This window comes from Glycomyces sp. NRRL B-16210 (genome assembly GCF_000719515.1).
Taxonomy (GTDB): domain Bacteria; phylum Actinomycetota; class Actinomycetes; order Mycobacteriales; family Micromonosporaceae; genus Glycomyces.
In genome coordinates this window covers 87,751-109,734 of the sequence record NZ_JOGR01000001.1, presented here as the reverse complement: position 1 = coordinate 109,734, position 21,984 = coordinate 87,751, and the positions used below count along the sequence as shown (strand labels likewise).

Annotated in this window: 10 protein-coding genes; 7 read left to right on the top strand and 3 right to left on the bottom strand. The window is 66.5% G+C overall.

From position 1 onward, the window contains the following. Positions 1-192: 192 nt before the first annotated feature. From IF12_RS0100475 to IF12_RS22435, 3 genes are all read right to left on the bottom strand, one after another. Positions 193-4,734, bottom strand: a complete 4,542-nt coding sequence (locus tag IF12_RS0100475) for a DEAD/DEAH box helicase (protein ID WP_197034555.1) — start codon at positions 4,732-4,734, stop codon at positions 193-195. Next, positions 4,734-7,433 (bottom strand): hypothetical protein, encoded by a 2,700-nt coding sequence (locus tag IF12_RS25340; protein WP_030144307.1) that lies wholly within the window; start codon positions 7,431-7,433, stop codon positions 4,734-4,736. Before IF12_RS25340 ends, IF12_RS0100475 begins: the two co-directional genes overlap by 1 nt. A gap of 324 nt (positions 7,434-7,757) precedes the next feature. After that, a complete protein-coding gene (locus tag IF12_RS22435; RefSeq protein ID WP_035747993.1) occupies positions 7,758-9,629 on the bottom strand; it encodes an AAA family ATPase in 1,872 nt (623 codons plus the stop codon). A gap of 155 nt (positions 9,630-9,784) precedes the next feature. On the opposite strand from IF12_RS22435, the gene IF12_RS0100460 reads away from it, so the two are divergent. The 7 genes from IF12_RS0100460 to IF12_RS0100435 are packed head-to-tail and all read left to right on the top strand — an operon-like array spanning position 9,785 to position 21,703. Continuing rightward, positions 9,785-11,806, top strand: a complete 2,022-nt coding sequence (locus IF12_RS0100460) for an N-6 DNA methylase (protein ID WP_166659553.1) — start codon at positions 9,785-9,787, stop codon at positions 11,804-11,806. A 1-nt stretch (position 11,807) separates the two neighbouring features. Further along, a complete protein-coding gene (locus IF12_RS0100455) occupies positions 11,808-13,796 on the top strand; it encodes a class I SAM-dependent DNA methyltransferase (RefSeq protein WP_030144305.1) in 1,989 nt (662 codons plus the stop codon). Next, complete coding sequence (locus IF12_RS24570) at positions 13,796-15,082, top strand: restriction endonuclease subunit S (RefSeq protein WP_133884120.1); 1,287 nt, start codon at positions 13,796-13,798, stop codon at positions 15,080-15,082. The genes IF12_RS0100455 and IF12_RS24570 overlap by 1 nt, the downstream gene beginning before the upstream one ends. Next, positions 15,069-16,304: an AAA family ATPase gene (locus IF12_RS0100450; protein ID WP_030144304.1), complete on the top strand. Its 1,236-nt coding sequence runs from the start codon at positions 15,069-15,071 to the stop codon at positions 16,302-16,304. The genes IF12_RS24570 and IF12_RS0100450 overlap by 14 nt, the downstream gene beginning before the upstream one ends. Then, positions 16,301-16,915, top strand: coding sequence for a DUF4276 family protein (locus tag IF12_RS0100445; protein ID WP_051703786.1), 615 nt, complete (start codon positions 16,301-16,303; stop codon positions 16,913-16,915). Before IF12_RS0100450 ends, IF12_RS0100445 begins: the two co-directional genes overlap by 4 nt. A gap of 13 nt (positions 16,916-16,928) precedes the next feature. Then, a complete protein-coding gene (locus IF12_RS0100440) occupies positions 16,929-20,102 on the top strand; it encodes a type I restriction endonuclease subunit R (protein WP_030144302.1) in 3,174 nt (1,057 codons plus the stop codon). 38 nt (positions 20,103-20,140) lie between these two features. After that, positions 20,141-21,703: a serine/threonine-protein kinase gene (locus tag IF12_RS0100435; protein ID WP_369807668.1), complete on the top strand. Its 1,563-nt coding sequence runs from the start codon at positions 20,141-20,143 to the stop codon at positions 21,701-21,703. Positions 21,704-21,984 lie beyond the last annotated feature (281 nt).

Sequence of the window (21,984 nt, the reverse complement as noted above, 5' to 3'; positions counted from 1 at the left end):
AGAGTCACAAACCCTGACAGAAGACCCGCACAAGATTCTTGTGACAGCCGAAACCGCAGCTCAAGACTGCGATCCTTCGCGGGCGTCGACAAGGCTGTCACGAGCTGTCACGCTCGAGATCTGTGCGGGGTTGTGCGGGTCGAGAACCCGCACAACCCGCACAGACAGATTTCCGTGACCGCCTCCAGGATTTCAATCCGCGGACAGCGGAAGTGAGAGACCTCCGAGAACGTCGAGGGCCGCGCGGCGGCTCAAGTCCTCGTGGAATCGCTGGTTGCGGTAACCGCGCAAGCAGCTGTAGCAGGAGGACTCCTCGCCGCAGTCGCAGGTCGAGACTCGGGCGAGGGCGGCTTCTACGACCCGGTCGAGATGCTCGGCGATCTGGAGGGCGTTCCCGGCTCCCCCGGGAACCGTGTCGAACAGCACCAGTCCCGGATGGCTGCCCTGATGGGCGTACAGGGTGCCGTCGATGTCGTCGCGGCTGATCCCGAGCGCCTGCGACGCTCCTTCGAGCAGCGCGTACATCGCGGAGAGCCATGCCTCCCGTGGCAGCGTTCGGGTGGGGAACGTCAGATCGGCGATGTCGGTCTCAAAAGGATGGGCCAGGGCCGCCAGTCTGGTCCTGGACCGGCACGGCTGGCCGGTGACGGGGTGCTCGTGGCCGCCAGCCCCGGTGCCGCCCGAGCTGCCCGCGCCGCATCGGTCGCAGACCCTGAACCTCCTGCCTCCCGGCCCCTCGTTGACGACGATCAGCTGGCTCCGCGGCACAGCCCAGGCGTGAACGGTCTGTCCGTCTTTGTCCCGCCATACATGGGTGGTCCCGGCACCCCGGTCGAGGGACCGCACATGGGTCTGGGCATTCCAGCTCCGCCGCGGAGGCACGATGCCCGGACGCTCGGGCTTGTGCCCCGAAACGAACCCGTACTCGGGAACGACGTAGACATGTCGATCGCCCCCGAGCTGCCCGCAGACCGGACACTCCGGCTCGATGCTCACGCCTTCCAAGGCGTCCCAGAAGTAACCGCAGCCGCCGCAGACCGAGTACTCCCTGGTGACCCACTGCCTGCCGGGGAGGATCCGCAGGCCCGCTGAACGCCAGAGCCTGCCTCCGGCCACAATCTCCATGCCCGGGGCGTACTCGAAGATTGCCGCCGACAGGTCCCGGTCGAGTTGCAGGTCCTGCCCGCTGTCCCGTGCATGGAACGTGCTGAGTTCGACCGTGTCGACGGGGAAGCCGTACTTCGGGAGCACGTTGCGGTTCGCGAGGAATCCGATGAGCTGCCTCCGCCGCACGGTCTCGACGGTCCTCTTGTACCGGTCTCCCACCTGCCCCTCGCGCGCGGCATACGCACCGTCGGCCAACAGCGTCAACTGCGCGACGTCCTCGACCACCTCGGCGCGGACTCGATCCACCCGGTCTGCCAGTTCGTCCTTCCAGCGGCCAGAGGTGATGCCGAGTCGGTCGGCGGCGCCCGCATCGAACACCGCCCGGATCTCCGACTCGACGTCCGAAGGGAGACGGTCGAGGAAGTCGCGCAGGCCCGCAGCGGGTGCCCACTCGCCGAGGAAGAAACCGCCGGACTGCGGCTCGTACCGTTGCCGGAAGTACGCCGCCAGCACGATCGCGTGCAGGTGCCGCCGCTCGATCCTGGTGTTGCCGACCGGCACTCTCGGGGCCGGAACTTCTCCGGCGATCATCTCCTTGGGATCGGCGTAGCGTGACAGGTCGTGGGCGGCGCGCTGCGCGAAGGTCACCGCGAGCGCCGCGGAGGAACTGCGCCGACCGGACCGACCGACCCGCTGGATGTAGTTCGCGGTGGTCGGCGGGACGTTGCGCAGCATGACCGCTTCAAGATCGCCGACGTCCACACCGAGTTCGAATGTGGTGGAGCACGAAAGCAGGTTCGTCTCGCCGGCGATGAACTCCTGCTGGATCTCCGCAGCTTTCTCGCTCGTCCACTGTGCCGTGTGCTCGCGGACCCGCATCGGCGCCGGGATCGTGGAGCGGTACAGATGGCGGTAGTGGTCGGTCTCGTTCGCTGCAGGTGGGACGGTGAAGGACTCCAGTCGGCCGTCGCACCCGAGGGCGGGGCACACGCCCGCCACGTCGACCGGGGCGATGCGGCGGCAAGCCGTGCAACGGTGAAGCGGGGACCCTGTGTCCAGGCGAAGCGACTCGTGGTCGACTTGGAAGACACGGCCGGCGCTTCGGACGGTGCTGCCGCGGAGCCAGCCGTCCCGCTGCGCGGTGAGCCACCGCCAGCAGGCGGCGAGAAGCGCCTTCGGGTCGGCGTCGGAGTCGATCGCGCGGAGCACGCGCCGTAGGTAGTCCTCGCGGCGGTTCGTGCCGCGCATCGGGATCCACGAGAGGACTTTCGTACGGCCTCGGGCGGAGCCCTGTTCACGGATGTAGATCGGGCCGCGCAGCGGGGCGAACGCCTCGGCGTCGGGGTCGACGTCCTCGGGCATGGTCACGGCCCCTTGGGAGCGTACGGTGCGAAGCAGCTCGGAGAGCAGGTCCCAGCACTGCGAGCGGTTCAGTCCCGAGGCGGTCAGCTCGGTCGGCGGCGACCAGCGCGGGTCGGAATCGAGCCGCACCCTAAGGAGGCCGAGCCCTTCGAGGGACTGGCGGTCGCCGACGGCGACCAGTTCGGCCATGGCCCAGGTCCCGGCTTCCCGTTCCCGGGTCCGCTTGCCGTCGTTGCGGCCGAACACACCGCGTCGCGCCCCGCCGCGGGCAGTGTCCACGACGAGGTCGTCGACGGTCAGGGTCTCTCCTGCCGCTTCCAGGGCCTGGTAGACGAGGTTGCGGTGCAGCAGGTCGTCGTGGCTGCGTTCGAGGTAGGTCGCCAGGAACGCCGCCGCTTGGCGGCTGTCGCTGAACGCCAGGAGCTTGCGCCCTTCCCCGGGAAGTTCGGCGGCAGCGCCCTCACCGGGAGGCAGCGACTCGTATAGGGCGCTCGCGAGCACACCGATCGGCGCGTGGCGGGCGGTCGTGAAGTCGCGCACGGGATTGCCCGAGCGGTGCCCGCAGGCCCCGCAGGAGGCGGGCATGCCGTCGCGCACTGCGGTCTTCGATACCCGGCGCGGTGTTCCACCGCAGCCGCGGACCTCGCAGACGGCGGCTTCAGCCGAGCAGAGGGTGCCGCACGAGCCGCACAGGCGCCGGTCCTCGAATCCCGGCGGGTGCTCGCCCCAGATCTCCTCGTCCTCGTCCTCGACGGCGCCGACGGGGCCGAGCATCAGCCACGTCCGCCGGCCGGAGCGGTTGCGAGCGGACAGACGGCGATGGCGGCCTTCGCGTTCGATGCTGCCGGTGAGATGGACGGCTCCACAGCGCTGGCAGGTGCCGAACTCGAATACTTTGGACTGGCAGGCGGGGCATTCCTCATGTCGGCCGAGCATCACATGGGAGCACTGGAGGCAGAGGAAGGCCCCTTCGGTGGCGCGGGCGAACCAGTGGAAGCGGGCTGAGAGCACGGGGGCGCCGCTGCCGGCGGTGACGGCGGCGCCGAGTGCCACGAGTGATTCGATCGTGTCGCGGGAGCCGATGCGGCGGAGGTCGTCCAGGCTCGCCGGTCCTGCGGCGAGCGCCGTCCGGAGGTCGGCCATGCGCTGCTCGGCGACCAGGGCCTCGGCGGCGTCGCTGTAGTGGAGTCCTTGGGCCGCAGCGGCGGCCAGGATCAGCTTGTCCGCGCCTTCGGCCGCGCGCCAGGTGGCGAGGTCCGTATCGGGTGCGGTCCATGCTGGAGACGGGACCGCTGCACGCTCGGGCTTGACGAGGTCCTGGCGGTCGGGTTCCGTCTCGTGCCATTCGAACGGGGCGGTGAACAGGTCGGCGGCGAAGCGGCAGACGGCAGCCTCGTCGTCGCCGACGGTCGCGCTGGTGGCGATGCATTGGAGCGGCGAGTCAGGAGTGGTGCGGACTTTCAATCGCCGCAGCAGCATGGAGAGCTCCGCAGCCTGGGTCCCGTTGTAGACGTGGGCTTCGTCGACGACGAGGTACTTCCAGGTGCCCGAATCGAACAGGGGGACGTCGCCGGGCCGCAGCAGCAGGTATTCGAGCATCGCGTAGTTGGTGAGGAGCAGGTGCGGCGGGTTCGCCCGCATCTCCTCGCGGCTGAAAAGTTCGTTGGAGAGCGACGGTTCGCCCGGGTTGACCGCTTCGAATGCGGCCGCGGCTTCACCGGGTGTCTCGGCGGTGTCGCCGGTGTAGCGGCCGAAGGTGATCTGCGGCGTGTCGCGGAGGAGTTTTCGGAGGCGCTTGAGCTGGTCGTTCGCGAGGGCGTTCATCGGGTAGAGGAGGATCGCGCGAACACCCGGTCCGAGCCGCTTCGCCGTGTGGCGTTCCATGAGGTCGGCGAGGATCGGCACGAGGAAGCTCTCGGTCTTGCCGGAGCCGGTGCCGGTGGAGACGATCAGGTTGCGGCCCGCGCGGGCTTTGCGCAGCGCCGCCTCCTGGTGGGTGTATAGCGGCCGATCGACGGGCAGTTCGGGCCCGTCGAGGGCGAGCACGGAGGTGTCGAGGGCACCGGTTGCCACGAGTTCGCGGAGCGAGGCGCCGATCTGGTACGGGGGCGTGGCTTCGAGCAGGGGGCCTTTGGTGAGCTCCGTCTGCCCGATGGCGGCCAGGAGGTTCTCTCTGATGAGCGGGTCCCGGACCGGCAGAAGCGAGGCGAGGTAGCGGCGGTACACGGCGTCGAGCTTGGCGCTCGTGGCGATGGGGTCGAGCACTATTCGATTCCTGTTCCGGTCATGAGGAGTTCGGCGATGACGAGGTCGAGGGTCACGAGGCGCGGTGCGCCGCATGCCAGGTAGGTCCAGGTGAGGTGGTGTTCTTCGATCAGGTGCTGGCAGGACTCGTCACCGCGGGCGGCTCGGCGGGCGGCGAGGGCGAGCGCGGTGGACAGGTGCGCGAGGCGGTGCCATGGTTCGGTGGGGCGCGGGTGGGCGCGTTGCGCGAGATGCCTTCGGAGGTAGCCGTCGAGCTGCGCGTTGACGGCGGCGATGATGTCCTCGGCGGGTTCGGCAGCTTTGGCGAGCGGGGAGTCGCGGTGTCGGGAAGCGAGTTGGCGCGCGGCGGCTTCACGGTTCTCTTTGCTCATAAGCGAACCGGTGTCGCAGGTCAGTGCACCGAAGTCGTCGAGGGCATGCGGGTCGAGGGCGGCAAGCTGATCGCTGGCGGGGCCGAGCTTGCCGACGTCGGCTTGCGGGTCATGGGCCGGATTGTTGTAGACGGTGTCGAAGTCCTCGCCGCACACCGCGCGCGGGATCGCGGCGTGTTTGCGGCCGGTCGGGCCTTGGAGGTCGTCGATGAGGACCGCTGTCGCGGGGGCGTGGTGCCAGAGCCGCTCGGCCACACCCCTGCGGTAGGGCAGGTGAAGCGCGGCGAACCCGGTGGCGACCAGTACCCGGATGTGGGCGTCTGCGTCGAGGTCGGTGTCGACCAGGTCGTCGATGGCTGCTTCGACTTGCTCTAGCGCCAGGGCTCTGACGGTCGGCGCGTGCTCGACGCCTGGGTACCCGTGCTCCAGGTCGCTGGCGAGCGCGTTCCAGAACGGCAGGAAGTCGCGGATCGCTCCGTGCTGGGAGCGGACCGACGCGAGCCAAGTTTCGACGAGATTCGCTGCCGCCGCCGGTTCGTCCGCCAGCTCGGGCAACTGCTCCGGTTCTGGAGCGGACGGCGGCTCGTTCGGGGGCTCCGCAGGTTCGGTCTTCGGTTCAGGGGTCTCCTCGTGGTCGTCTGCGACGAGCCAGGAATGGAGCTCTTGGGGGAGTTCGATCCCGAGCTGGTCGATCTCGGTGGCTATCGCATCTGGAGATGACCAGTGCCCTGCGGTATCGGCGGGGAGGGCACCGGTGTCGACAATGCGCTTCGGCCCCTTGCAGACGAGCATCCTAGACGGGTGTCCGTCAGCGTCTTTGAAGACCAGCATTGCGTGCTCGACCGCCCGCAGCGTGTCGTTGAAGACGGAGAGGTCGATGGCGTAGGCGCCACCACGAGGGCGGATCGGGCCGGTCTCGTGGACGACCTCCGTCCCGCTGATGAGCACGAGTTCCCCAGGCGATTCGGCACCGGGGACGTGGATGCGCAGGGTCGCGGCATGGTCGAGGAGGTCCTCGGTCCGCATCGAGGATTCGCGGTGGCACATGACAGGGTTGATCGCGGGGTGCGTGACCGAATAGGAGACATGGGGAACGGCGATCTTGACCGTGAACTCGTCGACGCTTCGGCGCAGCCGCGTATTTCGGGTGGTGTCCTCGGGGCCGATGTCGATGCGGCCGCCCCCTGCCACGGAGACGCCGACGGGGTATCCCAGGCGGACCGCGGCGGGTTCGAGCCCGGCTTTATCGATCCGGCGCAGGGTCGTGGAGAGGACCGCGGTCACGCCTTCGGCGACGGCGACCACCCGCTCGTGGAAACCGCGGCCCCGCGGGCCTCGGACTGCGACGGCGTAGCGACCGAGGAGCGGCCTTTCGAATCCTGCCCACATCCGTGCGGGGAACGCGGTGCCGCGCGGCTGCGATCCGGTGTCCGTGAGGGAGCGGACTTCGATGGTCCAGTCACCGAGGACGTCGGCTTCCGGCGGCAGAGTCACGGTCGGCGGTTCGCTGTACACCGCTTCGCCTTGCTCAGTGAGGATGGCGGGGATCGGGTCGCCGCAGACCAGGCGGGCGGTGGCGGCCGCTCCGGTGACACGCAGTCCACCGGTGCCGTCACGCAGCCCCAGACGGGTCGCATCGCGCAGTTCCACCAGGCGGATGCGCCATGCCGCCCAGGCGTGCGGGCCGGGCGTGATCTCGGCTATGTCGGTGAGTTCACCGTCGGTGCTCAGCTCGTTCAGGTCCGGGTGGACGAGCCACATGCGCCCGTCGCGGATCCGGTCGGGCGGCAGGTGCCTGCCCTTCTCGGTGAAGGCGATGAGCGGGGTGTCGGCGTCGACGACGCGGATTTCGGTTCGGAACGCGGTCCCGGCGAGTGCTACCGTCACGGCCGCGACAGGTTCGCCGATCTTCCAGAGCGTTCGCTCCGAGGTCGTTTCGGACCAGTCGTCGGCTGCGGTCAGTATCGAATCCCGGTCGCCTGATCGGAGATGCCACTCCGCCGCGCCGAAGGGCGCTGGAATCGACGGGAGTTCGATTGCGAGGACGCCTGCTGCCGTGTCCAGGAGGAGTTGCGGCTCGGCGTCGACGGTTCGATGCGGGTCTAGCGCGGCTTCGGGTTCTGGCGCCGCCAGCTCGGGTTCGAGAGGCTCCGGGTCGGGGTCCGGCAGTGGCTCCTGCGGTGGGGCCAGCGCGGGAGGCCGTGGGACAGACTCCGGTTCGGGTTCGGGTTCGGGTTCGGGCTCGGGCTCGGGCTCGGGCTCGGGCTCGGGCTCGGGCTCGGGCTCGGGCTCGGGCTCGGGCTCGGGCTCGGGCTCGGGCAACGACACGGTAGACGCATTGGCGGGCACCGTCGCCACCGGAACGCCCGGTGTCTCAGACGAAGGGGTCGCCCAGACGCGTTCAGGTACACGAGGAAGGGCGGGGTCGGCTTGCGACTCGACCCGGGTGCCGTGCGGGGTCCGGCGACCGAGCAAGCGGCTGATGAGCGCGCGCAGGAACGTGAAAGCGCGAGGGGACCGCTTGATGCGGGAAGGGTGCGTCATATTCAGGATCCGATGAGTGTCAAGGGTGGTTCGATCTTAATAGGTGCTCGGCTCGCCTCCGAACGCTGGGAGGCGAGCCGACTACACATCGTTGGCTCGGGCCGGGCCCTAACGAAGCTTCCGTGCGAGCTCGACGATCTCGGCGAGCTGCCCGGTCGGATCGGACGGGCACTCCCGGGCGGCGATCTCGTACGCGATGAAGTCCTTCCCGCTCGCGCCGCGCCCTTCTCGGACCACCGTCGCCCTGGTGTGCTCCCACTTGGGCCAGTCTCGGTCCAGCGCCGTTTCAAGCTTGCCTTCGAGCGCGTAGAGCCCGGGAGCACCCTCACCGATCGCGAAATCCGTTTCAGGGACACCGAAGTACTGGAGCAGCCGCAGCGTCTGCCCGGAAGCCGCGCCGTTTGGGGCGGCCAGCACACCGTCGCCGCCGAGTCGGGCCCCGTCGGTGTCGAAGACGATGAGCGCAGGGATTCCAAGCGCCCTCAGCAACGCATAGGGCGCGAGCAGGCCTGTCTTGCTGCCGCCTATGACGACGGCGATGCCGTCGTCGTCGAATGGGCGCTGCCCGGGCCGGCTGGTGATGCCGCGAAGGATCGCTTTCTCGGTCACGCCCTCGACCACGACCGCTGCCTTTTCGAAGAGCGCTTCGGACAGCTCTCCCGGGTTCATCTTTCCCAGGGCCTTGCGGATCGAATGCTCCTTCAGCGGCCCTTGGTCGCTGACAGCGAATGCCCCGGCGCTTCGGACGCCGACGATCCGACGCCCGCCTTTCACTGCGGGTTCGCTCACCACGCGGCGCAGTTGGTGGAACTGCTCGGGGTCGATGAAGTTGGGACTGTGGGTCACCAGTACGACCTGCGTCTGCGAGCCGAGATCGGCGGCGAGCTGCCGGAACCTGCAGGCGAAGACCCGTTCTTGGCTTCGGTGCTGACTGAGTTCCGGCTCCTCGATGGCCAGGACCAGCGAGCCGCCGATGCCGGTGCGGGCGACCTCGCTCGCCAGGAACAGCACCAGCGCGATCAGGGCGGCGCGCTGCGCGCCGTGGCCTTGGAGGTGGATGGGGATGTCGCCGCCCGCTTCGCTGAGAAACATCTCGACGCTGGGGCGGACCTCGCGCGGGGGGTCGCAGCGGAAGTCGAGGCGCGCTTCGCACTCGGGGAGGTACCCGGCGATCACCTCGGTCATCGCGTACTGGATCTCCGCCATGCGGGCTCCGGCGCGGCGGCGGAAGATCTCCTCGCGCTTCGCGGCGGCCTCCAGCGCGTACGCCTCGCTCTCGATTTCGGCTTCTGACAGGTCGACGCAGCGGTTGAGGAGCTGGGTCAGGAGGGTCTTCCGGCCGTTGGCCGCTTCCTCGGAGGCGCGGAGGTCGGCGGAGACGAACACGTAGTCGAAGAGGCCGGAGAAGCGGTTTCTGGAGTTGAACCCGAAGAGGGGCTTGACGCTGAAGTACTCGTCGCGCAGCCGCTCCGGGTGCGCCGCCTCCCAGGCCGCCATGGCGGCTTTGACGGCCGCTTCCGGGCCCGCGATGGGCAGCTGGAGTTCAGGCCGGTCCTCGCGAAGCTTCGCGTAGGCCTCGCGTCGCGCCTTCAGCGTCGTCAAGTTCCGGATCGCGGTGAACTCTGGAACGGACTCGCGCCGGACCGCCATGGCGTCTTCGCCGTCGGTCCAGGAGCGGCGGACGGTGACGGACTCCGTGTCCTTGAGGTCGAAGTCCTCGCCGAACGCCTCCCGGTCATCGTCGGTCAGCGCCCTGAAGGTCACCTCGACCTCGATCGGTTCGTGTTCTCGGGCCCCGGAGTGCCGGTCGGCATGGTCGAGCTCTGTCGGCTGGCCGTTGAAGAACCAGTGCAGCGCTCGGAGGATCGTGGACTTGCCGGCGTTGTTGCTGCCGATGAACGCGGTCATGTCGGGCTCGAAGACGACCGCGACGTCTTCGATGCATCGGAAGTTCCTGATTCGGACGTGCTCGATGCGCATCCTTCACCATCCCTTGGTGTTCGAGTCGTCAGCGAGCGCCCCCACAGCGCCACTCCACGAGCTGACCCATGAAACCATAACATGAACGAAAGCAGATGTTGTCACTCGATTGCGTCATGCTATGGTTGTCGGACTCCAACGGATCGGAGGTCGAGATGACCGAGGCACCAAGGGCACCGGAGCTGGTGACCGCCGCGGAGTTCGCGCGCCTCGTCGGCGTCACCCGCGGCACCGTCAGCAACTGGCGCCGACGGCACGCCGACTTCCCCGCACCCGCCGCCGGCACCGACTCCAGTCCGCTGTTCCGACTCCGGGACGCACTGAAGTGGATGGAGAACAGCGGCCGCACCGACAACCTGACCCCTACCGAGCGGCTGTCCCTGGCGGCGCGGACCCGCGAGGATCCGGCCTCCGGATACGCACCGCTCACCGCCCTGGTGGTGGCCGCTGCCGGTATGCCCAGCGATGCGTTGGAGCGGATCTGGGAGCTGCAGAACAAGCCGCTCGCCGCGCACCTGCGCGAGGAGTCGGGCATCGAGCAGTCCGCGCTCGACTGGTTGGCGGCCAACCCCGACCGGGCCCGCACGGCATTGCAGAGCATCACCGCTTCGAGCGCCGTGGAAACCCTTGAGGCCCTGCAAGGTGCAGAGTCCCGCCGCATCCGGACCGGACGCCGTGTCTCCCCTTGGTTCGCGAGGCTCCTGGTTGATCTGGCTTCCGCAGGCCGTGGCGCCAAGCCCGCGAGTCTGCTCGACCCTGCCTCAGGCTCAGGCGCGGTCCTAGCCGCAGCTTCCTTGGCGGGGATCGAACGCCTCTCCGGGGAAGAGGACGACCCGGACGAGCGAACGCTTTGCAAGGCCCGGCTGCGAGAAGAGGCCCCGGGAACGAAGGTCTCCATCACCGAGCACCATGCACTGCGTTCCGGCCGCATACCCGACGCAGGCTTCGACGCTGTGGCCACCGTGATTCCGCGAGAAGGCCACGCATGGTGGTCAGCCGACCTGGTGATGGACCCCCGCTGGACCTACGGCATCCCGGACCCGACCGACACCGAACTCGCCTGGATCCAGCACAGTCTCGCGCAGCTCAATCCGAACGGACGGGCAGTCCTGGCGCTGCCTCCCGTGAACTCCTGGCACGCCAGCCGCACCATGATCCGCCGCGAACTCATCAGGCGGGGCGTGCTGCGATGCGTCATTGCCTTCCCGGTCGGAACCGGAACCGGCCTGGGGCAGACACACGTCTGGGTATTGCAGCCCCGCAACGAGGACGGTGCGGCTTCAGTGCTCCTCCTCGACGCCATGCGACTGCTCGGGTACGAAACGCGAACCCACGGCGCTGATCTGGCAGCGAAGGTCCACAAGGCGGTCTCGGCCTACTTCAACGGGAACGACCCCGGCACCGAAGCGGCCCAGGTGGTCCCGATCGTCGACTTGATCGACGGGCGGGTCGATCTTACCCCGGTGCGGCAGCCGCACGGAGACACCGCAGCATCAGCATGGTCCGAGCAAACCGCCCGCGTGGCCTGGCTGCGACTCCGCGACGCCGTCACCGTCCTCTCCGAGCACGAGGAACCCTTCACGCTGCGACCTGCGGACAATGCCCCCGCCTGGAGCCGCGCCGCACTCGGCGACCTCGAACGCGGAGGCGCCGTCGAGATCCTGCGCGTCCAGGTCAAGACCGGAAACGAGCCGGAGACGATCGAACTGCGTCCTGGGGACCTGGTGTTCCCCGAGGTGGTCCGCGAGCCCGAGCAGGTCGCCGTTGTCGCCGACGAACCGGTGCGGCTCCGCCCACGCTGGTTCGTGGTCAGGGCCGATCCGGCGCGGATCGACCCGTGGTTCCTCGCCGGTTTCCTGCGCTCGGAGGAGTCACGCCGACCGGCGACCACGAGTGGCACCCTTCCCCGCTTGAACCCGAGGAACATCCTGATTCCGCTTGTGCCGCTGGAGAAGCAGCGCGCCTATGCTGAAGTCTTCAAACACGCCGACGCCCTGCGCCGCGCGGCACGGGCCGCCGCCGCGCAGACCGCCGACATCGAACGGCGAGCCCTCGACGCCCTCACCGGCGGCGCGTTCACGCCACCCCCAGCCGCTCCGCCCGTATCGGGCCGGACGCGACACAATGAGACCGACACCGCTACCGTCCGCAACGGCGGACCTTCCGGAGGACAGTGACTTGAGCACCCGCAAAATCGACAAGCTCGCCGGCTTCATCTGGCAGGTGGCCGACCTGCTGCGCGGCGACTACAAGCAGTCGGAGTACGGCGGTGTGATCCTGCCGTTCACGGTGCTGCGCCGCCTTGAGTGCGTGTTGGAGCCGACCCGCGATGACGTCTCGGCCACGGTCGAGCGGTTCAAGGGCAAGGACCTCGACCTCGACCCGTTCCTGCGCAAGGCGAGCGGTCACCGCTTCTACAACACCTCGAAGCTGACCCTGAAGACGATCCTCGACGACGCCGAGCACGCCGCCCGCAAACTCAACAACTACGTGGCGGCCTTCTCCCCCAGCGCGCGGGAGGTCCTGGAGAAGTACAAGTTCGCGGAGCAGGTCGCTCGCCTCCATGAAGCCAACCTCTTGTACGAGGTGGGCGGGAAGTTCTCGGACCTGGACCTGCGCCCCGAGGAGGTCTCCAACCACGACATGGGCGACGTGTTCGAGGAGCTCATCCGGCGCTTCTCCGAGCAGTCGAACGAGACCGCGGGCGAACACTTCACGCCACGCGAGATCGTCAGGCTCATGGCCAAGTTGCTGATCACGCCGGACAAGGACCTCCTCCAGGTGCCGGGTACCGTGCGACGCATCCTCGACCCGGCGTGCGGCACGGGCGGCATCCTCTCGGCGGCAGAGGACCTCATCATGGAGCACAACCCGCAGGCCACGGTGAAGCTGTACGGGCAGGAACTGAACGGCGAGTCATGGGCGATCTGCCGGTCTGACTTGATGATCAAGGATCAGGACCCGAGCAACATCGCGCTGGGCAACTCGTTCTCCGACGACGCCCACCACGGCCAGACCTTCGACTACATCCTGGCCAACCCGCCGTTCGGGGTGGAGTGGAAGAAGGTCCAGAAGGACGTCGAGAGCGAGCACAAGGACCTCGGCGAATCGGGCCGCTTCGGCGCGGGCCTGCCTCGCATCAACGACGCATCGCTGTTGTTCCTCCAGCACATGATATCGAAGATGAAGCCGGTGCGAGACGGTAAGGGCGGCAGCCGCATCGCGGTCGTCTTCAACGGCTCCCCGCTGTTCACGGGCGCGGCTGGCTCGGGCGAGTCAAACATCCGCAGGTGGATTATCGAGAACGACTGGCTGGAAGCCGTGGTGGCGCTGCCAGATCAGCTATTCTACAACACGGGCATTTCGACCTACTTCTGGATCGTGACGAACCGCAAGGACAAGGCGCACGAGGGCAAGGTGCTCCTGCTCGACGCCCGTGACTTCTGGGTCAAGATGCGCAAGTCCAAGGGAGACAAGCGTAAAGAAGTCTCGATCGACCAGATCGGCGAGCTGACGAAGCTGTATGGCGAGGCGGTGTATGCGGCTTCGGATGAACAGCACGAACACCACGGCCGGGTGAAGCTCTTCGAGAACGAGGACTTCGGCTACCAGCGCATCACGGTGGAACGCCCGCTAAAGCTCCGTTTCGAGCTGACAGACGAGACCCTGGCGGCCCTGGAAGTATCGAAGCCGGTCCAGAACATGCCGGGTAGTGCCCGATTCATCGAAGCATTGCGCCCGCTGCTGGGCTCCGAGTGGGCCACAAAGGCGGCCATGACGGACGCCCTGCAAGCAGCAGTCGTCGAGGCCGGCCTGACCTGGCCGAAAGGCACCCCGTTCGCCAAGACGCTGCGCGACACTGTCGGGGTGAGAGACCCCGAAGGAGAAGTCCAGCTCAAGAAGGGCGCACCCGAGCCCGACCCGCAGCTGCGCGACTTCGAGAATGTGCCCCTGGAAGAGGATGTCGAGGACTACCTCAAACGAGAGGTCCTGCCGCATGTCCCCGACGCCTGGATCGACCACGAGAAGACGAAGATCGGCTACGAAATCCCCTTCACCAGGCACTTCTACACTTACCAGCCTCCGAGACCACTAGAAGAAATCGACGCCGAACTGAAGGCCTTGGAAGCCCAGATCCAAGACCTCCTGGGCAAGGTGGCATCTTGATGTTCAAGCGATTGCGTTTCCTAGCGGAAGTCAACCCCCCGAGCCCGGCGTTCGATGCAGTCGATTCGAATTCCGAGGTTGCCTTCCTGCCAATGGAGAACATTTGGCCCGGAAGCAGATTCGATACCTCGGCTCGCAAACCGAAAAATCAAGTTGCGGTCGGTTATACACGGTTCCAGGAAGGCGATATCCTGCTGCCGAAGATTACTCCGACTTTTGAGGCTAGCCGATCAGTCATTGCGACAGGATTGCTCGGTGGCGTGGGAACAGGAACCACCGAGCTCCATATCCTTCGCCCTGGATCATTGATCGATGCACGGTTCTTGCTCTATAGCATCAGTACTCATGATTTCCTGAATCTCGGCAAGGCTGAAATGTTCGGCGTAGCAGGTCAACAACGAGTTCCGGATGATTTCGTTCGCGATTTCCCTATTCGCTGTCTTGAATTGGACGAGCAGCGACGGATCGCCGACTTCCTGGACACCGAAACCATTCGAATCGACTCAATGGTGAAGGCTCAGGAACAACTGCTCACCGCACTCTTTGAACGACGGGCCGCTGGAGTAACTCATGCTGTCGCTGGGCAGGAGTTCATCGATCGCAAAGAATCAAGTCTGATGTGGCTCCAAACCATTCCGAGTCACTGGAATGAGATCAGACTGGGCCTGGTTTCACGAATGGGAAGCGGTCACACTCCTAGCCGGACTCACCCTGAGTGGTGGCAGGACTGCACCATTCCCTGGATTACTACCGGCGAAGTAAAGCAGCTGCGCAACGATCGCATTGAAGAGCTGCATGAAACGCGCGAATGCATCAGTGAAGTCGGGCTTGCCAACTCCGCAGCAGAAATTCATCCGAAGGGGACGGTCTTCCTTTCCCGAACCGCATCCGCAGGATATTCAGGCATCATGGGTCGCGACATGGCGACAAGCCAGGACTTCGTAACCTGGACCTGCGAATTCCCACTGCTTCCAGCCTATCTCCTGTGGTGTCTTCGAGCAATGCGCCAGGATTTGCTGGGGCGACTCGCGATGGGCTCTACGCACAAGACCATCTATGTGCCTGATCTTCAAATGCTGCGAATTCCGTTTCCATCACGAAGCGAACAGAAGCAAATCGTAGAAAGCATCCGATCCACGAACGCCGATATCGATTCCGCTGTCGATGCGATCCAACGCCAGCGGGAACTCCTTGCGGAGCGGCGGCAGGCGTTGATTACCGCTGCTGTTACCGGGCAGTTTGATGTTTCGAGTGCTTCAGGGCGGGGGTGTAATGGAGGATCCTAACCCGTTCAACTCGCGGATTTTCATCACGCATGTCAAGGTCGAGAACTTCGCCTCGATCCGGGAATGCGAGGTGGAGCTTGGCTGGTTGACGATCCTTACTGGGCCGAATGCCGCCGGGAAGTCCAACTTCCTCAAGGCGATCGCGTTTGCTTTGAGCGCTGACCCGTTGCGGGACCGGGTGCAGAAGCTTGGTGGTATCGATGCCCTGCTGTACCGGTCCGGTAACCAGGTTGCCGACTCGTTCCAGATCGAGCTTATGTTCCGCCGCTTCCATCGCAATGTCCCGGACGGCACCGCGGCGCGATACACCTTGACGGTCGGGCGCGACCGCGCAGGACGTCCGAAACTGTACGAGGAAATTATGGACGCGAGAGGAGACTGGGGGGATGCAACCTTTGGGTTCGCCGCCGAACCCAGGGCCGCGCGGAACTTCCTGGTATTCGGTGAACCATTGGGACCCGGCCCCCACCTGCATGGGTACTTGGAGAACATTGATACCCCTGATTTGAAGGATATGGTGTCCTGCGCACACTTCTACGATCTCGACTCGGAGGTCCTCCGTGAGACCGACCTCTCGCTGCCCCAGGAGCGCTGCGATGCGCTCGGCGAAAAGGGCGAGCATCTCGGGCACGTGCTCGGGCGACTTGCTGAGGGCTACCCCGAGGTTAAGGCCGAGATCGACGACTATCTCTCGATCATGATTCCGAACGCACTCGGCATCGACCAAAAGCGCCAGGGTGACTACTCGGAGATCGAAGGCCGGTTCCGAGTGGAAGGCTCAGGCAGCGACGAGCCCGTTGTCGAGGTGTTCAGGAGCACCTCACTCTCAGAAGGAACCCTTCGGCTTGCCGGAATCCTCGCCGCTCTCAACCAGTGGTGCGTTCAGCAGGGGCACATCAAGTTCCTGGCCATCGAGGAGCCGGAGAAGGCCCTACACCCGCCGAAGCTCGGCGTTCTGTTCGAGGTGCTGGACAGCTCGTCGCACATGGCTCAGGTCCTCGTCACCACACAAAGCCCAGACCTGTTGGACAACAAGGCCGCCAAGCCAGAGCACATTCTCGCGGTCGAGAACGTCGATGGCGAAACGGTGATCACACCGTTGAACGAGGTCACCCTCGCGCTCCACCGCGACAAGGTCGCGAGCCTAACCGAACTCATGCGTATGGGTGTCATGGGGCCAGTCCGACCCGATGAGAACTCCGGTCATGGTGGTGAAGCATGAGCTATCCCGTGATCGCCTCGATCGTGGAAAGCCACGGTGAAGTCAAGGCGCTCCCGACTCTGCTTCATCGGCTCCGCCTGGAATACGCCCCTGACCAGTATGTTCACTTCCATGAGCCCTTTCGGGAAGGCCGCGACAAGCTCTTGAAGGAATCTGGCCTTCGGATCGCACTCAGCAAGGTCTTGTCGAAGCAGCCGAAGCCTTCGGCCGTACTGCTCCTAGTCGATGCCGATGATGAGCGGTGTCCGCCCAAGATGGGAGCGCGACTCCGACAGATGGCCGCCGAGATACGCGGCGATGTCCCCTTCTTCGCTGTCATCGCAAGCCGGGAGTTCGAGTCGTGGTTCCTCGCCGCCGCTGACTCGCTCAGCGGTCTGTGCGGCCTCGCAAGCGATCTCGAAGGTCCCTCGAACCCCGATGACACTCCTCAGGATGCAAAAGGCTGGCTCACCGATCGGATGCCGAAGGGCAAGCCGTACAAGGAGACCGTTCACCAGAAGCAGCTCGCGAGCGCCTTCGACATCGATGCGGCTTACGAGAAATCCAGGTCGTTCCGAAAGTTCTGCACCGACTTCCAGAAGATGACGAATCTCCCCTCCCCCACCTCTTGAAGGGACCTCCACAATGCCCGCACACGATGAGCAGACCTTCGGCGACGCGATTGTCGCCTCCATGACCGCGCGCGGGTGGACCGAGTCCAAGGGGGCCGGGTACCTGCCCGAGTTCGCACTTGAGCAGCACGAGCTCTTCACCTTCATCGGGGCGACGCAGATCGAGCAGTGGAACAGGCTGGTCGAACACGCCTATGGCGGCGACGCTGGCGCCGCGCAGCTCGGGTTTCTCCGCCGCGTCCACAACGCGATCAACACCGACGGCGTGCTCAAGGTCCTGCGCGACGGCGTGAAGGACCACGGCTGCCTGTTCCGGCTCGCCGAGTTCAAGCCGAACCTCATCACCGAGGACGCCGACCTCGATCCGTACCGGGCCAACCGGCTCACGGTCTTCCGCGAGCTGAAGTACGCCTTCAAACAGGCGAATAAGGACTACCGACTCGACCTCACACTCTTCATCAATGGCATCCCGGTCGCCACAGCCGAGTTGAAAAACCCGCTCACCGGACAGAACGTCGAGCACGCGAAGCAGCAGTACCGCGAGGAGCGCGACCCGACCGAGCTGATCTTCACCCACCGGTCGGTCGCGAACTTCGCGGTCGATCCGCATCTGGTGTTCGTCACGACGAAGCTGCGCGGTCGGAAGACGTTCTTCCTCCCGTTCAACACCGGCTCCAATGGACCCGGCAGCAGCGGCGGGGCCGGGAACCCGGCCCCGACCAGGCCTGGCGCGCACGCCACCGCCTATCTCTGGGAAGAGGTCTGGGCGCCCGACAACTGGCTGGAACTGCTGCACCGCTACGTGATCGAGCTCAAGGACAAGTCCAGCCGCACCACGATCTTCCCTCGCTTCCACCAGTGGGACGCCGTCCGCAAGCTCGCCGCGCACGCCCGCTTCCACGGCCCCGGCGAGGACTACCTCGTCATGGCCTCCGCCGGTTCCGGGAAGTCGAACACCATTTCATGGCTGGCCCACCGGCTGTCCGATCTGCACACCTCGGCCGACCCCGCCGAGATCGACCCCGAAGCGCTCGCGCGCGGTGTGGAGCCGGGCCGGCCGGTGTTCGACAAGACGATCGTCATCACCGACCGGCGCAACCTCGACGCCCAGCTGCGCAAGAACGTCGCGGCATTCGAGCGCACCAACGGCCTCGTCGTCGCGGTCGACGACAAGGGCGGCTCGAAGTCCGAGGCTCTCGCCAGGGCGCTCGCCTCCAGCCAGGGCAAGATCGTGACGGTCACGCTCCAGTCGTTCCCTGCGCTGCTCGACTACCTCAAGCGGAACCCGACCGAAATCCACGGGAAGCGCTTCGCGATCGTCATCGACGAGGCGCACTCCTCGCAGTCCGGTCAGGCGGCCGACGCGGTCAAGGACGCTCTCCGCGATCTCGGACTCGACGCCGACGACGACGGCACCGGAGCCGAGTCCGCCCCTGTGGATCTGGACGATCGTCTGCGCCGCAAAGCCGAGCGCCGACAGAAGGCACCGAACCTGTCGTACTTCGCGTTCACGGCGACGCCGAAGGCGAAGACCCTGGAGGACTTCGGCACCCTCGACGCCGCCGAGGAGCACTACGTGCCGTTCCACGCCTACTCGATGCGCCAGGCCATCGAAGAGGGGTTCATCCTCGACCCGCTCGCCAACTACGTCACTTACGACACGTTCTTTAAGCTGGTGAACCAGAACCCCGACAACCGGGAGGTCGACCCGACGAAGGCGAACGCGATGCTGGCGCGGATCGCGTTCATGCACGAGGCGACGGCGTACCAGCAGTCGATGGTGATCGTGGAGCAGTTCGTCGCCCACACCCGGGGCAGGCTCGGGGGCCGGGCGAAGGCGATGGTGGTGACCTCGTCGCGGTATTCGGCGGTGCAGACCGCGAGAGAGATCAAGAAGTACTTGGCTGCTCGCTCCGACGACCCTCGCTATCAGGGCATCGGGGTACTGACCGCGTTCTCGGGCTCGCTCGATTTCGATGGCGAGGAGGTCACCGAGTCGAAGGAGAACGGCGGCCTTCCCGAGTCCCAGCTGCCCGAGAAGTTCGCGTACACGCGCGCCGACGACAAGGCGGTCAAGGCAGGCGCGAAGGGCAAGCAGGAGTTCCGGATCCTGGTGGTGGCCGACAAGTACCAGACCGGTTTCGACCAGCCGCTGCTGACGACGATGTATGTGCTGAAGAGGCTGAACGGCATCGCTGCGGTGCAGACGCTCTCGCGCCTCAACCGCACCGCCGCGCGCAAGTCGCAGTCCGATCTCGCGGTGCTGGACTTCGTGAACAAGACCGAGGAGATCCAGGAGTCGTTCCGGCCCTTCTTCGAGCAGGCGGAGGCGCTGCCGAGCGATCCGAACCTGCTGTATGTCGCCCAGAGCCAGGTGATGGCCCCCGGGCTGCTGTTCGAAGACGAGATTCGGTCCTTCGCGGCCGCGTGGCTCGACGCCGAGGACCGGGCCGCCGGTTCGCAGGTGAAGCGCGCTGAGCTACACGCCGAGCTGTACCGGAGGTTGGGGCCGGCGGTCGACCGGTTCACTGAACTCCTTGCGGGCGATGACGAGTCGATCGAGCTCGCTGAGAACTTCCGGGCGGATCTGAAGGGCTACGTGCGCAAGTACGGGTTCCTCTCGTCGATCATCACCTACGCCGATGCCGATCTGGAAGCGCTCTACATCTACGGCAGGTTCCTGCTGAAGCTGCTGCCGCAGGGCACCGGCGACGGCGTGGACGTCGGGGACGTGGACTTGAGCCACCTGCGGATCGAGCGGTCCGGCGAGCACGACCTGCGACTCGCGCCCGGGGGCGCGGTGGTCCTGCCCGGGTTCGGGGACGGCACCGGCCGGCCCCGCGACGAGGAGGAGCGGACTCCGCTCCAGGACGTCGTCGAGAAGTTCAACGCCAAGTGGGGCACCAGCTTCACCGAGGAGGATTTCCGCCCGGCCTGGGAGGCCTCGCTGGCCGACCCGGGCCTGCAGATGGCGGCCGCCGCCAATGACGACGTCGAGAACTTCCAGGAGAAGTTCGAAGAGGTCTTCGAGCGGAACATGATCAACCACTTCGAGACCGCGCAGGACTTGAGCGACCGCTACTTCGACAGCTCTGACCCCCGGTTCCGGCAGGAGTTCCACCGCGAGGGCGCGCGGGCCGCTTGGCGGATCCTGCGGCGCACCAACGGGGTGCCGACTCGTGACTGAGCTGGACGGGAAGCGACTTCTACTCCACAATGGCTTAATTGCCGAAGGGAGCAGTCTTGGCTAGGGTCATCGGGAAGCGATACGAGCTCGACGAGCTGATCGGGCGCGGCGGCATGGGCGAGGTGTGGTCGGGCTGGGACATGGTCCTCGACCGGCCGATCGCCGTCAAGCTCATCCCGCCGCTGGCCGCCGGGGACGACGAGCCCGAAGCGGTGGCCCGGTTCCAGCGGGAGGCCCGTGTGACGGCGCGGCTGCGCCATCCTGGTGTGCCGCAGGTCTTCGACGCCGACCTGGACACCGGGGCGGGCCGCATGTACCTGGTGATGGAGCTGGTGGATGGCGTGCCGCTCACCGCCTATACCGCCGCGAGCGGCGGCCTGCCCATCGAGTGGGCGGCGGCGATCTGCGCGCAGATCGCCACGGTGCTCTCGCACGCTCACGCCGCCTCAGTGGTGCACCGGGACCTCAAGCCGGACAACGTGCTCCTGGCCGGTGACGGGACGGTGAAGGTGCTCGACTTCGGGATCGCGGCACTCCTCGGAGACCGCATGAAGCTGACCCGAACCGGCCAGCTCATAGGGACCTGCATGTACATGGCCCCGGAGCAGATCCGCGGCGGGCAGATCAGCCCGAAGACCGACTTGTACGCCTTGGGCTGCATCGCCTTCGAGCTGCTCGCGGGTCGCCCGGTGTTCGCCGAGCCGATCGAGGCGCGCCAGCTCCACCACCACGAGTTCACCGTCCCTGAGCCACTGACGGTGGTCCGCCTCGGAACGCCGGAGGCATTGTCGGCACTCGTCGCAAAGCTGCTGGCAAAGCATCCTGAGCGGCGGCCGGAGAACGCGACCGAGGTCTACGAGCGACTGCTGGGATTCCTGCCCGCATCCGGTGCCGCCGCGACCGAACCGCCTTCCGGGCTTGACCGGGCGGCGGACCCGACCAGGGTCTTCCGGATGCCGTACGCGCCGAAGGCTCCCGAGCCGACGGTGCGCCGCCGCGAAAATGCGCGGCCCGAGAAGCCGGCCGATCTTCCCACTGTGCTGTCGCGAAGCGTCGAGTTGGCACGTGAGCACATGTTCGGACTGCTCGACGACGGGCGCTTCGATCAGGCGGCGTCCGTGCTCGGCAAAGCGATCGCAGCGGCGACGGCGGCTGTCGGCGCAGCGCATCCACGCGTGCTGGACCTGCGCATGGAGCACGCGGCCGTCCTGTATCTCGCCGAAGATCACGGCACCGCATTGCGGGAGTTCGTCTCCCTGGCCGACGTTTTCGGTTCCGGGCCCGATCCGAAGCGTCTCGCCTCCGAATGTCGGCTCCAGGCGGCTCACTGTCGGGCCGCGCTCGGCCAAGGGACGGTGGCACTTCGCGAGTTCGGCGCGCTGCTGGACGAGGAGCGCGGCACAGGCGGGGACACGAGCGAACGCGCGATGGAGATCCGCCGGGCCGTGATCGCCCTCCTCGCGGCCGAGGGACGCGGTGCCGAGGCGTCCTCCTCGGTCGAGTCGTTCGCGCATGACGCCGTATTCGTCTACCCGCCTGGTCACGAGATGCGCCACTGGGCAGAAGGCATGCGGGACAACCTGAGCGTCCCGGAGGAGTGAGGCGGCGAGGACGGGTCCGCCGATTCCCTTGCGGGGTAAAGGCGGACCACTGCCCCCAGCAAACGCGCCTCACGCTCTTCGTAGCGGAGCCAGTCGAGGTGGCCCGGCTGCGCGACGAAGCCTGGCCCGCACGGCCGCATCACGACCGTGCCGATGCGCTTCGGCTCGATGTCGGCGAAGTCGACCAGGACCGAGTCAGAGAGCGTCAGCCACACGAGCTTGATCCTCCTGTCATCGAGGACGAAGGACCCGAGAGGAACTACGGCGGAATCGGACCGACC